The following is a 13,913-nucleotide window of genomic DNA, read 5'->3' as shown; positions in this document are numbered from 1 at the left end:
AGCGCAGGCCGCAGCTCCCGCGGAGACCGGTCGCTGCGCTCCCTGCCACCTGAGTGATTCCCAAGCTCCTTCGCGCTGCGCGCGAACACCGGTCGCCTCGGCCCCGCCGCCACCCCCGCCTCGGCCCCGCCGCCACCCCCGCCTCGGCCCCGCCGCCACCCCCGCCCCGGCACTGGGTGGGCATCAATCTAGGGCTGGGGTATGACAGGTTTCGGCCGTCGGATGGCATGGCTGTGGACAAAGCCGCCTGGTCGGCTCCGGCGGCAGTAGATCGGGATCGTCAACGGCTCCGGAGGCGTCATCCGCTCAGGATTGCAGGGACCACTCCCGCCAGGTGGTGAGGCGTTGTTCGTAGGCTCGTTCGGCGATCGGGAGCGGGAAGTCGCCCAGGAAGACGCGCAGGGGTGGGTTGTCGGCGTCGACCACGGACAGGATCTTGGCTGCGGTGGTGGCCGGGTCGGCGGGGGTTCGGGCGGCGGCGCCGGCTCGGCGGGCCTCGCGGACCGGTTCGTAGGCCGGCAACGGCGTGGTGTGGACTGCCGATGAGCCGGACCAGTCCGTGCCGTATGGGCCGGGCTCGACCAGCGTCACCCGGATGCCCAGGTGGGCGGTCTCCTGGGAGAGGGCGTCGCTCATGCCTTCCAGGGCCCATTTCGACGCGTGATAGAGGCCCAGCGACGGGAACGCGGCCACCCCGCCGATGCTGGAGACCTGCAGGAAGTGGCCGCCGGACTGGGCTCGCATGATCGGCAGCGCGGCCTGGGTGACCCAGAGCGCGCCGAAGAAGTTGGTCTCCAACTGGGCCCGGGCCTGCGCCTCGGTAACCTCCTCGACCATGCCGAAGAGGCCGTAGCCGGCGTTGTTGACCACCACGTCGAGGCGGCCGAAGTGGTCTGCCGCGGTGGCTACGGCGGCGAAGACCGCGGCTCGGTCGGTGACGTCCAGGGTCAGCGGGAGGACGCTGCCGGCGTACCGGTCGATCAAGGGTTTGAGGGTTTTGGGGTCTCGGACCGTGGCGGCGACCTTGTCTCCGCGGGCCAGCGCGGCCTCGGCCCAGACGCTGCCGAAGCCACGCGAGGCGCCAGTGACGAACCATGTCTTCATGGCCTCCACGGTGCTTGCGGCCGGAGCCGGTAGCCAGTACCGGCTCGGGGCTACCCTTCGCAGGTGAACCTGCTCGGGGAGTTCCTCAAAGCGCGCCGGGCGCTGGTCTCACCCGAGGACGCGGGGCTGCGATCTGTCGGCCGGCGGCGCGTGCCGGGGCTGCGCCGCGACGAGTTGGCGGGAATCGCGGGGGTCAGCGAGCACTACCTGATGCGGCTCGAGCAGGGACGTGACCGGCACCCGTCGCCGCAGATCCTCGATGCCCTCGCCCGCGCGCTGCGGCTCGACGCCGACACCACCGCCCACCTGCACCGGCTCGCCCAGCCGCCGAGGAAGACCCCGGCCCGCGAGATCGATGTGCAGCAGCTGCTGGACGCCTGGCCGGGCACCCCGGCCTACGTGCGCAGCCGCCGCTTCGACGTGCTCGGCAGCAACAAGCCGGCCGCCGCGCTCAGCACGATGTACACCGCCGGGCGCAACCTGGTCCGCGACATGTTCCAGGATCCGGCCGTGCGGCGGCTCTTCCCACAGTGGCCGGAAATCGCCGTGCAGACCGTGGCCGCGTTGCGGGCGAGCGCCGACCCGGCCGATCCGTGGCTGATCGCGCTGGTCGCCGAGCTGGGCGCCGACCCGGACTTCCGGCGGCTGTGGGCTCGGCACGACGTGCGAGCGCCGCGCGACGAGACCAAACGCTTCGACCATCCGATCGTCGGCCCGCTCACCGTGCACCGGCGCGCGCTGACCGTCTCCGGCACCGACGGCGACACGATCATCGTCTATCAGGCCGACCCGGGCACGCCGTCCGCGGACGCGCTGGCCCGCCTGATCTAAATCCCTTGTCGCCGAGAAGAACGAAATCGTATAGTACGAAATCGTGATAACCGATGGCTGGTCGGCCCTGCTGGCGCTGCAGCGAGCCACGCACGCCACCCTGCAGGCCCTCTCCGCCGAGCTGGCCGACCTCGATCTGACCCCGGCCGAGATCAACGCACTCGGCAATCTCGCCGACGGTCGCGCGCGCACGGTGTCCGAGCTCGGCGCGGACGTCGGCAGCCGCCCGACTACGGTGACCAGCGTGCTCGACCGCCTGGAACGCCGCGGCCACATCACCCGCGGCGCCCGGCCCGGCGATCGCCGGGTGGTCCTGGTCGAGCTGACCCCGGCCGGACGCCGGGCGGCGACCACGATCCGGCAGACCATCGCCGATCTGGAACACCGCGCGCTCGGCCGCCTGCCCGCCGAGACGATCGCGGCACTGCGCACCGCACTGGAGGCCCTGTCCTGATGAGCGCGACGTTCGAAGAGCTGATGGCCGAGGTGATGGCGGCGTCCGCCCGGTTCGGCCATCGGGAGCACGTCCATCTGACCTGGCTGGCGGTGCGGCGATGTGGCATGCCGGCCGCGGTCGGCGTGGTGGTGGCGGGGATCCAGCACACGGCGCGCTATGCGGGCGCGCCGCAGAAATACCACGCGACGGTGAGCCGGGCGTGGGTCGAGCTGGTCGGGCACCACGTGGGTGAGACCCCGGACGACGACTTCACCACGTTCGCCGGCCGGAATCCGGCGCTGCTCGACAAGCGCCTGCTGACCCGCTTCTACCGTTCGGCGACGCTGGCCGCTCCCCGGGCGAAGACCGGCTGGGTCGAGCCCGACCTCGCACCTTTCCCCTGGCTCGCCCCCAGCTGATCCGGCGCCACCGCCAGCACCCTCATCCGACAGCGCGCGCCGTCGCCGGGATAGAGGGGTCCGGCCAAGTCCAGCTCCGTCCACAGGCAGGCCGTCCGACGGCCGAAAGCGTCACACCCAAGCCCTAAGTTGATGCCCACCCAGTGCCGGGGTGGGGGCGGCGGAGGGCGGTGGTGGGCTCTGGCAGGCAGGTTGGCTTGCTACGACTGGCACATCAGCGGCTTAGGCGGGCCGGCCCGCCCGCCGCCAAGGAGCGCTTGGCCTGACCGGTTCAGCGGGGTTGTTCCGTTTGCTCCGCCCGGTCCGAGCATGCGTTCGGGGCCGAGCAGTCGTGGGGCGAGCAGTCGTGGGGCGCGCCGTCGTGGGGGTCGTGCCGTCCTGGGCTGCGCAGTCGTGGGGCGAGCTGTCGTGGGGGTCGCGTCGTCCTGGGCTGCGCAGTCGTGGGGCGAGCTGTCGTGGGGGTCGCGTCGTCCTGGGCTGCGCAGTCGTGGGGCGAGCTGTCGTGGGGGTCGCGTCGTCCTGGGCTGCGCAGTCGTGGGGCGAGCCGTCGTGGGGGTCGCGCCGTCCTGGGCTGCGCAGTCGTCTGGCGAGCTGTCCCGGCCGCACTCGATTCTGCCGGCAGGAGCGTCAGACCAGGACGGCGATGGTTACGCCGATGACGATGACCAGCGGGATCACCGTCATGCTCAGGAAGATGCCCCACGCGATCGGGTGGGCGAAGTTCAGGCCGAGGCCGCCGGTCTGGCGCGGCACGAAGACGCGCGGGTCGGCCGGATCGCGATGCAGCAGTGCCATCACTGCGTCAGCAGCGTCGGCAGGTGGCGCTCGACCACCGGCAACACCTCGGCCACGGTCACCGGCCGGCCCAGCTCGGCGGTCAGCGACGTCACCCCCGCGTCGCGGATGCCGCACGGCACGAACCTGTCATAGGCCGACAGGTCGCAGTCGCAGTTGAGCGCGAAGCCGTGCTGCGTCACCCCGCGCGCCACCCGGATGCCGATCGCGGCGATCTTGCGGTCGGGCCCCCGCTCGTCGGCGAGCACCCACGCGCCGCTGCGGCCGGGCACCTCGGAGCGCGCGGCGGTCACGCCGAACTCCGCACAAACCTCGATCAACATCTGTTCGGTACGCCTGACGTATGCCACCACGTCGATCGGATCGGGCAGCTTGATGATCGGGTAACCGACCAGTTGCCCCGGCCCGTGCCAGGTGATCTTGCCGCCGCGGTCCACGTCGACCACCGGCGTGCCGTCGAACGGCCGGTCCGCGGGCTCGGTGCGCTTGCCCGCGGTGAACACGCTGGGGTGCTCGAGCAGCAGGATGGTGTCGGTCTGGTCGCCGGCTGCCACGGCCTCGTGGATGCGGCGTTGCTCGGCCCACGCCTCGACATAATCGACGAGGCCGGGGCGGAGCACGGTGAGCGTCGGACTGGTCACGCCCCCCAGCCTAATCCGCCTCCTCAGCGCGGCGGAGTGACCGGGTCCACACCCGGCCGGATCCGCCACAGCAGCACGTCACCCACCCGCACCGGCTCACCGAACAGGTCGCGGGCGGTGATCTCGACAGCCGCCCGGAAGTCCGGCCCGTCCGCGCCGGTGACCTGGTCCGCCAGGAACAACGCCTGGATGTTCCAGTACGCCAGATCCTCGCGGGCGCGGGCCCGGTCGTCGTCGTTGATGCTGGGGATCTCGCCGTAACGCGCGGCGCGGAACAGGAACCAGTCGGTGCGGTGCCAGGCCGCGCCGATCCGTCCGGTGCCGTTCTCGCCGCCCGGCCCGAGGAAGTAGCCGTCCGGGATCTTGAACTGCTGCCCGCCGCGGGCCAGCGTGTACGCCTGCCAGCGCTGCGCGTCCGACGAGGCGTTGCTGGCGAACGGCAGCGAGCTCATCGCCCCGCCCTCGCTTACATAACGCTTCCAGGCGCCGGACGAGATGAACTGCGGCTCGGTCGTGCGCACCGTGGTCAGCAGGGGGAGCGGCACGAGCGGCACCAGCGCCACCGCGATGGCCGCCGCGAACGCGGTCTGCGCCGTGGCCGACGGGATCGGCTCGGTCACCAGCCGGTCGGCGAGCATCGCCAGCACCACCCCGAAGACGCCGATCAGCACCAGCGCGAACCGGCCCGGCAGCGCGGAGTCGAAGAGTGGCAGATGCGCGAGCGCCGCATAGGGCAGCGGAACCGCGGTCTCGTGCTCCAGGAACTGCAGCCGCGGCCCCCAGGACAGCAGCAGGAACACCACCGCGGTCACGATCAGCGCGCGCAGCGTGACCCGGCGGCCGGGGTCGGAGAACTTCCAGAGGAAGGCCAGGCCGGCGATCACCAGGACGATCAGCGGCAGCCCGAAGAACGACGTCTCCTCGGTCGGGTTGGGCGCCAGACTGGAGCTGTCCATGCCGGCCCACGCGGCCAGCGTGCGCCCGGAATAGCTCAGATAGGCCGCCACGTCCTCGACGTAGTGCCGCTGATTGAACCCGGTGCCGGAGAAGCTCTGCGGCCCGGCGAAGTGCATGTAGAGCGGATATGCCAGCAGTGCTCCGGCGACGAGCGCGGTCACGCCCAGCCCGGCCAGCACGGTCGGCAGCGCCGCCTTGGTCTCCGCCCGGGTCGCCTTGCCGAACGACCACGTGATCAGGAAGACGCCACAGGCCAGCGCGGTGAAGAACAGACCCTCGGCGGCGATCGAGAAACCGGCCGACACGAGCAGGCCGAGCACGAGCCCGTTGCGCAGCCACCTTCCGGGCTCGCGCAGCTTGAGCACCCACCACAGCACGACCGGCGCGACCCAGCCGGCCGTCCAGTTCAGGTGGCCGTTGGCGTGTGAGATGAAGCCCGGCGCGAAGCCGCAGAACAACCCGATCACCCCGGCGATCGCGCGCCGCCGGGTGATGTGGCGGTTGAAGAACAGGTACCAGGCGAACGCGGTGCCGGCCAGGTTGAGGGTCAGCACGGTCGCGAAGCCGACCTGCGGCCCGAGGAAGTGGCTGAGCGGCGCGAACAGCACGATGAACACGGTGATCGAGGTGTTCGCGGCCAGGTTCACGCCGTTCGGCGCGTTCAGCAGGTCGGTGAAGTACGGGTCGCCGCCGTGGCTCAGCAGGTACCACCCGTAGCCCAGCAGCCATTCGAAGAAGGCCTGGTCGCCGGCGTTGCGGGTGAGCACCTTCGACTGCGGGTCCGCCCACAGGCCGTTGGTCACATAGACCGCCACGCTGAGCGCGATCACGGCGAACAGCACGTGACCGGGCCAGCGACGGCGGACCCGGGGAGGCGTCTCGGCCTCGGCGGGCGGGTCGTCGGCCTCGGCGGGCGCGGGAGCGGTGACGGACATCAGCGGCAGGTTAGCAAGTCGCCGCGGAGTGCTATGCCGCAGCGCTCGGTGTCTGGTCCAGAGCGGCGCGTAGGGCGGACTCGAGCGTCGGCTGCGCCCACCGGAAGCCGGCCCGGGTGAGCACCCCCGGAATGACCCGCTGGCTGCGCAAAGCCTCGCCGGCGAACTCGCCGAGCGCGACGTGCAGCGCGATGCCGGGCACGACGGTGATCGCCGGCCGCTTGAGCACCCGCCCGAACACCTCGGTGAACTCGGCGTTGGTCACCGGCTCGGGACCGACCACGTTGACCGGGCCGGCCACCTCCTGCTCGAGCAGGAAGTCGACGGCGCCCAGCCAGTCGGCCAGGCCGATCCACGGCACATGTTGCCTTCCGCTGCCCAGTCGCCCGCCGACGCCCATCCGGAACGGGGTCATCTGCGGCTTGAGCAGGCCGCCGTGCTGGTCCAGGGGCAGGCCGGTGCGCAGCAGCGCGACCCGCACGCCGGCGTCCTCGGCGGGGCGGGCGGCGGCCTCCCACACCTGACACACGTCGGCCAGGAAGCCACGGCCGGCCGGCTCCTCCTCGGTGACGCGGCGGTCGCCGGTGTCGCCGTACCACCCCACCGCCGAGCCCTGCAGCAGCGTGCGGGGGCGGTCCTCGGCGGGCAGGTTCTTGATCACCCTGGCGATCGTGCCGGTGCTGTCCACTCGGCTGGACCGGATCTGGCTCTTGTATGCCGCCGTCCAGCGCTTGTCGCCCACCCCGGCGCCGGCCAGGTTGATCACCGCGTCGACGCCGGCCACGTGGGCCGGGTCGAGCTGACCCTGGTTCGGCTGCCAGGTGGCCTCGTCGGACGCCTCCGCCGGGCGCCGCACGAGCCGGGTGACGTGGTGCCCGGCGCCGCGCAGCCGGTCGGCGAGACGTGTGCCCAGGAAACCGGACGCGCCGGCCAGGAGGATCCGCATGAGCCCCATCATTCCCGAACTTGAACAAGCTCAAAACGGATCGCGATCGCCGCCGATGATTCGGGGCCCGGAAACGGCGGCTGCGGGGTTTGCAGCCAGGGTTTCCGGACCCCGAATCATCGGTTACAAGGCGATCGCCGCGGAGCGAAGCGGAGCCAGCCGGCTCAGCCCGGCCTGTGGACAACTCCACTGGCCGGGCCCGTCTCTGCGAAGAACTAGCCGAGTTCGCCTTCGAACTGGCCTGCTTCCAGGCGGCTCTTGATCGTTACCAGGAAGCGGGCGGCGTCGGCGCCGTCCACGATCCGGTGGTCGTAGCTGAGCGCCAGGTAGACCATCGACCGCGGCACGATCAGCTCGCCCAGGTTGTCGTCCTCGACGACCACCGCGCGCTTGACCACCGCGCCGGTGCCGAGGATGCCGACCTGCGGCTGGTTGATGATCGGGGTGTCGAACAGGGCGCCCCGGCTGCCGGTGTTGGTCAGCGTGAACGTGCCGCCGGACAGCTCATCGGGGCTGATCTTGTTGTTCCGCGTGCGGTCGGCCACGTCGGCGATCCGCTTGGCCAGCCCGGCCAGGCTGAGGTCGCCGGCGTCCTTGATCACCGGGACGATCAGGCCCTTGGGGGTGTCCACCGCGATGCCCAAGTGCTCGCCGTCGTGGTAGGTGACCGTGCCGGCCTCCTGATCGATCGACGAGTTGACCACCGGGTGCTCCTGCAGCGCCTCGACCGCGGCCAGCGCGAAGAACGGCAGGAACGTCAGCTTGGCGCCGTGCTTGGCCTGGAAATCGACCTTGGCCCGCTGGCGGAGCTGCGAGATCTTCGTGACGTCGACCTCGACGACCGTGGTGAGCTGCGCGGAGATCTGCAGCGACTCGACCATGCGTCGCGCGATGGTGGCGCGGGTGCGGGTCAGCTTTTCGGTGCGGCCCCGCAGCGGGCTCGTGGCCGGCTTCGGCGCGGCGGGCGCGGACTGCGCGGCCGCCGGAGCGGGAGCCGGCTTGGCCTTCGCCGCGGCGGCCTTCTCGGCCGCCTCGATCACGTCCTGCTTGCGGATCCGGCCACCGACGCCGGTGCCGGTCAGCGCGGACAGGTCCACGCCCTTCTCGGATGCCAGCTTGCGCACCAGCGGCGTCACGTAGCCCGCGTCACCGGCGCCACCGCCGTTGGACTTGACCTGCTCGGGAGCGGGCGGCGTGGGCTTGCCCTCCTCAGCCTCCGGCGACGGGTCGGCATAGGACTCACCGGCCGGCGCGAGGTCCGGGGCGGGAGCGGTCTCGACCTTGGGCGCCTCGGCCTGCTTGGGAGCCTCAGCCTGCTTGGGAGCCTCAGCCTTCTCCTCGGGAGCCTTCTCCGGGGATGGCGATGGCGATGTCGATGGCGACGAAGCTGGGGCGGAGTCGCCCGAGGACGGCGTGCCGATGATCGCGAGCTCGGCGCCGACGTCCGCGGTCTCGTCCTCCGGGACCTTGATCTCGAGCACCGTGCCGGCCACCGGCGACGGGATCTCGGTGTCGACCTTGTCCGTGGAGACCTCGAGCAGCGGCTCGTCCACCTCGATGGTGTCGCCGACCTGCTTGAGCCAGCGGGTCACGGTGCCCTCGGTGACGCTCTCGCCGAGCGCCGGCATCTTCACCGCGGTGCCGTCGCCGCCACCGGTCGGAGCGGCGGTCTGCGGCGCGGGCGCCTCTTCCTCGACCGGCTTCTCGGTGGACGGCTCGTCGAGGGCGGCGGGCTCGGGCTCCGGCTCTTCCTCTTCGGCGGGCTGGGCTTCCTGGGCGGGCTGGGCTTCCTGGGCGGGCTGGGCTTCCTGGGCGGGCTGGGCTTCCTGGGTGGGCTCGGCCTGCTTCTGCTCCGGCGCGGGGGAGGAGGAGTCGGGCTCCTCGTCGTCGCCGGCGATCACGGCCAGCTCGCTGCCGACGTCGGCGGTCTCGTCCTCGCCGACCACGATGCGGGAGAGCACGCCCGCGGCCGGGGACGGGATCTCGGTGTCGACCTTGTCGGTGGAGACTTCGAGCAGCGGCTCGTCGGCCTCGACCCGCTCGCCCTCCTGCTTGAGCCAGCGCGTGACGGTGCCCTCGGTGACGCTCTCACCCAGCCGCGGCATGGTGACCGATACCGGCATTCTTCGAACTCCTAACCAGGTCTTGCGGACGGATGACTTCAGGAGTGGGCGTGCAAGGGCTTGCCGGCGAGCGCGAGGAACGCCTCGCCCAGCGCCTCGTTCTGCGTCGGGTGCGCGTGGACCAGGCTGGCCACGTCCTCCGGGAACGCCTCCCAGTTGTAGATCAGCTGAGCCTCGCCGACCAGCTCACCGACGCGCGCGCCGACCATGTGCAGGCCCACCACCGGGCCGTCGGCCACCCGGACCAGCTTGACGAAGCCCGCGGTCTTGAGGATCTGGCTCTTGCCGTTGCCGCCGAGGTTGTAGTTGTACGTGCTGACCTTGTCGGCGCCGTACTGCTCCTTGGCCTTGGCCTCGGTCAGGCCGACGGAGGCGACCTCCGGATCCGAGTACGTGACCCGCGGGATGCCGTTCTCGTCGATCACCGCGGGGCTCAGGCCGGCGATCTCCTCGGCCACGAAGATGCCCTGCTGGAAGCCGCGGTGGGCGAGCTGCAGGCCGGGCACGATGTCACCGACGGCATAGATGTTGCCGACCCCGGTGTGCAGCCGGTCGTTGGTGATCACGAAGCCGCGGTCGAGCGTGACGCCCTGCTCCTCGTACCCCAGATCCTTCGTGGTCGGGCCGCGACCGACCGCGACCAGCAGCACCTCGGCCTCGATCGTCTCGCCGCCCTGGATGGTGGCCTTGACGCCGTTCTCGGTGTGCTCGACCTTCTCGAACGGCTTGCCGACCTTGAAGTTGATCTTCCGCTTGCGGAACGCGCGCTCGACCGCCTTGGAGACCTCCTCGTCCTCCGCCGCGACCAGGCGGGGGAGGGCCTCGAGGATGGTCACGTCGGCGCCGAAGGACTTCCACACGCTGGCGAACTCGACGCCGATCACGCCGCCGCCGAGCACGATCGCGGAGGCCGGCACGCGGTCGAGCTTGAGGGCGTGCTCGCTGGTCAGCACCTTTTTGCCGTCGACCTCGAGGCCGGGCAGCGAACGCGAATAGGAACCGGTGGCCAGGATGACGTTGCGGCCGGTGTAACGCTTGCCGTCCACCTCGACGGTGTCCTGGGAGACCAGCTTGCCGGCGCCCTCCACCACGGTGATCTGCTTGTTGCCCTTGAGCAGGCCCTGCAGACCCTTGTAGAGGCGGCCGACCACGCCGTCCTTGTATGAGTTGACCCCCGCCATGTCGATGCCGACCAGGTCGGCCTTCACGCCGAACTGCTCGCTCTCGCGGGTCTGGTCGGCGATCTCGGCGGCGTGCAGCAGCGCCTTGGTCGGGATGCAGCCGCGGTGCAGGCACGTGCCGCCCAGCTCGGCCTTGTCGATCAGCGCCACGGTCAGGTCGAGCTCGGCGGCGCGCAGCGCGGCGGCGTACCCCCCGCTGCCGGCCCCGAGGATCACGATGTCGAAGGTCTCGCCGTTCGGCTGGCTCACGGTCAACTCCCTAAGCAGCGTTCCGTCCACGGGTTACGAAGGCGAAACGTTCACAGTCGTCCTTGTCATCTTGTCACTTGTGGAACCGATCAATGCACTCAGGTGCCCTACGACATGCCCGGGGTGGGTACCCTTGCCGTCAATCAAACAGCCTTCAGTCCGGTTGCGGGCGGTGGTGGGGCTGCGCAAATAGACAGCCTTCAGTCCGGTTACGGGCGGTGGTGGGGCTGCGGATGGCGTGAGGAGGGCTCGGTGGCCTGGTTCCGCCGGCGCAAGGGGCCGGGTCGCACGACCGACCGTGCAGTGGATCGTGCTGCTCTGGAGCATCTTGCGGAGTTTGTCCGGTCCAGGCGCGGTGTGGAGGGTTTCATCGAGCCACGCACCACGGTGACCGAGACCACGCTGTTGCTCGTGGCACACGACGGGGAGTGGACCCGCCGCCGGGTGGAGTCGCCCGAGTTCGCCCGCAGGTTCGCCCACCAGCAGTCGATGCCGATCTACGACATCAAGCTGATGGGCTACCCGCAACGCATGCGCGACTACAACGAGCGCCAGAAGCGCAGGCCCGACTAGCCGTTCGCGGCGACGTCGTCGATCAGGGCCAGCAGGGTGCGCACCGGCACGCCGGTGCCGCCCTTGGTCCAGTAACCCGACGCCTCGCCGGAGTGGAACGACGGGCCGGCGATGTCGATGTGCGCCCAGTCGACCCCGTCGGCCACGAACTCGCGCAGGAAGACCCCGCCCTGCAGCATGTGACCGGCCCGGTCCATCGAGGAATTCGTCTGGCAGATGTCCGCGATGTCCGACTCCATGCCCTTGCGCACCTCGTCCGGCAGCGGCATCGGCCAGGCCGGCTCGCCGACGCTCTCGCCGGCCGCCTTGACCCGCTCGCAGGTCGCCGGGTCGCCCATCACGCCGGCGATCCGCTTGCCCAGCGACACCACCTGGCCGCCGGTCAGCGTGGACGTCTCGAACAGATAGTCGGTGCCGTCCGCACAGGCCCGGGCCATCGCGTCGCCGAGCACCATGCGGCCCTCCGCGTCGGTGTTCAGCACCTCGACCCGCTTGCCGTTGAACATCGTGATGACGTCGCCGGGCCGGTACGCCGTACCCGACGGCATGTTCTCCGCCATCGCCAGGTAACCGCTCACCGCGACGTCCGGGCGCAGCGCGGCCACCGCCAGCATCGCCGCGCCGACGGCGGCGGCGCCGGCCATGTCCGACTTCATCTCCCACATGCCCGCGGACGGCTTGATGCTGATGCCGCCGGTGTCGAAGGTGATGCCCTTGCCGACCAGCGCGACCCGCTTGGGGTCGGACACCCCGGCCGGCGTGTAGCTCAGCTTGACCAGCCGCGGCCCGGCCGACGAGCCCTGGCCGACCGCGACGATGCCGCCGTAGCCACCCGCCTGGAGCTGGTCCATGTCGAGCACCTCGACCTCGAGGCCGGTGCCCTTGGCCGCGTCCGCGACCGCCTCGGCGAAGGCCGGCGGACGCAGGTCGTTGGGCGCGGTGTTGACCCAGTCGCGGGTCAGCCGCACCGCCCGGGCCACGATCGCGGCCCGGTCGAGCTCGGCCAGCGCGGCGGTGTCCGTGGCGTCCGGCACGTGCACCTGCAGCGCCGAAACCGGCTCGCGGCGGCCCGGCTGCGGCTTGGTCTTGTAGCCGGCGAACCGGTAGGACCCGAGCAGCGCGCCCTCCAGGATCGCGCGCAGCACCCCGGGCGCGTCGGCGTCGTCCGGCAGCGGCAGGGCCAGCGCCACCGTCGCGCTGCCGGCCAGCGCACGCACTGCGGCGCCGGTGCCCCGGCGCAGCGTCTCGGCGGGCGGCGCCGACCCGGACGGCTCGTCGCCCAGGCCGACCGCGACCACCAGCGGCGCGGAGACCGTGCCGAGCGTGGCCAGCTTGGTCACCTCGCCGGGGGCGCCGGTCGCGCCGAGCAGCGCCAGCGTCGCGGTGAGCTTGCCGTCGAAGGCCGCCGCGATGCTCTCCGCACCCGCCGCGGGCAGCAGCACGCCGCCCTCGTCGGGCTGGCTGTGCAGGCCGATCACGATGGCGTCGACGGCCAATTCGGCCGGGTCGGTGTCGACCAGGCTGAGGCTGGGCTGGGTCACTCGGGCTCTCCGAAGATGTCGAATGCCGGAAGTGCCTCATGGGCCTGCCCCGGCGACTGGTGTCCCCGCGACTCTAACCACACCGGATAGCACCGGTAAGTTGACTCCATGCTTCTGCGATCTCCCCTGCATGACCGGCACGCCACGCTCGGCGCGAAGTTCGCCGAATTCGGCGGCTGGGAGATGCCGCTGGAGTACGCGGGCGGCGGCGTGATCAAGGAGCACACCGCGGTGCGCACCGGCGCCGGCGTGTTCGACGTGTCGCACCTCGGCAAGGCCGCCGTGCGAGGGCCGGGCGCCGCCGCGTTCGTGAACTCCTGCCTCACCAACGACCTGGGTCGCATCGCGCCCGGCGAGGCGCAGTACACGCTCTGCTGCGACGAGAGCGGCGGCGTGGTGGACGACCTGATCGCCTACCTGTTCTCCGACGAGGACGTGTTCCTGGTGCCCAACGCGGCGAACACCGCCGAGGTGGTCGACCGGCTGGCCGCCGCCGCGCCGGCCGGGCTGATCGTGGAGAACCTGCACCGCAACTACGCGATCCTGGCCGTGCAGGGCCCGTCGTCGGTCGACGCGGTGCGCGCCCTCGGGCTGCCCACCGAGCACGACTACATGTCCTTCACCGCGGACGCCAAGGCCGTGGTCTGCCGCACCGGATACACCGGCGAGGTGGGTTACGAGCTGGTCATCCCGTGGGACGACGCCGGCCCGGTCTGGGACGCGCTGGTCGCCGCCGGGGTGCGGCCGTGCGGTCTGGGCGCGCGCGACACGCTGCGCACCGAGATGGGCTACCCGCTGCACGGCCAGGAGCTGAGCCTGGACATCAGTCCGGTGCAGGCCCGGTCCGGCTGGGCGGTGGGCTGGTCCAAGCCGGCCTTCTGGGGCCGCGAGGCGCTGCTCAAGGAGAAGGCCGACGGGCCGCGGCGCACGCTGCGCGGACTCGAGCTGACCGGCCGCGGGATCCCGCGGGGTCACATGCGGGTGTACGCGGACGGCACGCCCGTCGGCGAGACCACCAGCGGCACCTTCTCGCCGACCAAGCGGGTGGGCATCGCGCTCGCCTTGCTCGACACGTCCGCCGGGCTGGCCGAGGGGGACCTGGTCGAGATCGACATCCGCGGCCGCCGCACCGAGGCCCGGGTGCTGAAGCCGCCGTTCGTCGACACCTCGGTACGGTGATCC

General features: G+C 71.4%; 13 protein-coding genes. 5 read left to right on the top strand and 8 right to left on the bottom strand.

All coding sequences use genetic code 11. The features are described from left to right. Positions 1-306 precede the first annotated feature (306 nt). Complete coding sequence (locus tag ACZ6TI_RS21905; protein ID WP_465346938.1) at positions 307-1,104, bottom strand: SDR family NAD(P)-dependent oxidoreductase; 798 nt, start codon at positions 1,102-1,104, stop codon at positions 307-309. 63 nt (positions 1,105-1,167) lie between these two features. On the opposite strand from ACZ6TI_RS21905, the gene ACZ6TI_RS21900 reads away from it, so the two are divergent. Genes ACZ6TI_RS21900 through ACZ6TI_RS21890 form a run of 3 tightly spaced genes read left to right on the top strand, consistent with a single transcriptional unit; the run spans position 1,168 to position 2,790 of the window. Then, positions 1,168-1,935, top strand: coding sequence for a helix-turn-helix domain-containing protein (locus tag ACZ6TI_RS21900; protein ID WP_465346937.1), 768 nt, complete (start codon positions 1,168-1,170; stop codon positions 1,933-1,935). A gap of 43 nt (positions 1,936-1,978) precedes the next feature. Beyond that, on the top strand, positions 1,979-2,389 hold the full coding sequence (locus ACZ6TI_RS21895) for a MarR family winged helix-turn-helix transcriptional regulator (RefSeq protein WP_465346936.1): 411 nt from the start codon (positions 1,979-1,981) through the stop codon (positions 2,387-2,389). Beyond that, the gene (locus ACZ6TI_RS21890) at positions 2,389-2,790 is read left to right on the top strand and encodes a hypothetical protein (RefSeq protein WP_465346935.1); all 402 of its coding nucleotides are present in this window, start codon (positions 2,389-2,391) and stop codon (positions 2,788-2,790) included. Before ACZ6TI_RS21895 ends, ACZ6TI_RS21890 begins: the two co-directional genes overlap by 1 nt. Positions 2,791-3,417: 627 nt before the next feature. Here the strand turns inward: ACZ6TI_RS21890 and ACZ6TI_RS21885 are convergent. The 6 genes from ACZ6TI_RS21885 to lpdA form a co-directional block, all read right to left on the bottom strand. Beyond that, positions 3,418-3,585 (bottom strand): peptide ABC transporter substrate-binding protein, encoded by a 168-nt coding sequence (locus tag ACZ6TI_RS21885; protein ID WP_465346934.1) that lies wholly within the window; start codon positions 3,583-3,585, stop codon positions 3,418-3,420. Then, positions 3,585-4,226, bottom strand: a complete 642-nt coding sequence (gene lipB / locus ACZ6TI_RS21880; protein ID WP_465346933.1) for a lipoyl(octanoyl) transferase LipB — start codon at positions 4,224-4,226, stop codon at positions 3,585-3,587. The genes ACZ6TI_RS21885 and lipB overlap by 1 nt, the downstream gene beginning before the upstream one ends. A 23-nt stretch (positions 4,227-4,249) precedes the next feature. Next, positions 4,250-6,118, bottom strand: a complete 1,869-nt coding sequence (locus tag ACZ6TI_RS21875) for a DUF6311 domain-containing protein (protein WP_465346932.1) — start codon at positions 6,116-6,118, stop codon at positions 4,250-4,252. A 31-nt stretch (positions 6,119-6,149) separates the two neighbouring features. Next, the gene (locus ACZ6TI_RS21870) at positions 6,150-7,064 is read right to left on the bottom strand and encodes a TIGR01777 family oxidoreductase (RefSeq protein ID WP_465346931.1); all 915 of its coding nucleotides are present in this window, start codon (positions 7,062-7,064) and stop codon (positions 6,150-6,152) included. 215 nt (positions 7,065-7,279) lie between these two features. Continuing rightward, positions 7,280-9,187 (bottom strand): 2-oxoglutarate dehydrogenase, E2 component, dihydrolipoamide succinyltransferase, encoded by a 1,908-nt coding sequence (gene sucB, locus ACZ6TI_RS21865; protein WP_465346930.1) that lies wholly within the window; start codon positions 9,185-9,187, stop codon positions 7,280-7,282. Positions 9,188-9,225: 38 nt separating this feature from the next. Continuing rightward, entirely contained in the window at positions 9,226-10,617 is a 1,392-nt protein-coding gene (gene lpdA / locus ACZ6TI_RS21860) for a dihydrolipoyl dehydrogenase (RefSeq protein WP_465346929.1), read from the bottom strand. A 252-nt stretch (positions 10,618-10,869) separates the two neighbouring features. Between lpdA and ACZ6TI_RS21855 the strand changes: the two genes are divergently transcribed. After that, positions 10,870-11,190, top strand: a complete 321-nt coding sequence (locus tag ACZ6TI_RS21855) for a hypothetical protein (protein WP_465346928.1) — start codon at positions 10,870-10,872, stop codon at positions 11,188-11,190. On the opposite strand, the gene ACZ6TI_RS21850 is transcribed toward ACZ6TI_RS21855, so the two are convergent. Next, positions 11,187-12,731 (bottom strand): leucyl aminopeptidase, encoded by a 1,545-nt coding sequence (locus tag ACZ6TI_RS21850; RefSeq protein WP_465346927.1) that lies wholly within the window; start codon positions 12,729-12,731, stop codon positions 11,187-11,189. The genes ACZ6TI_RS21855 and ACZ6TI_RS21850 overlap by 4 nt on opposite strands. Positions 12,732-12,839: 108 nt before the next feature. On the opposite strand from ACZ6TI_RS21850, the gene gcvT reads away from it, so the two are divergent. Continuing rightward, entirely contained in the window at positions 12,840-13,910 is a 1,071-nt protein-coding gene (gene gcvT, locus ACZ6TI_RS21845; RefSeq protein WP_465346926.1) for a glycine cleavage system aminomethyltransferase GcvT, read from the top strand. Positions 13,911-13,913 lie beyond the last annotated feature (3 nt).

This window comes from Actinoplanes sp. NPDC051388 (assembly GCF_055586225.1).
This window is presented reverse-complemented; position numbering and strand designations above follow the sequence as displayed.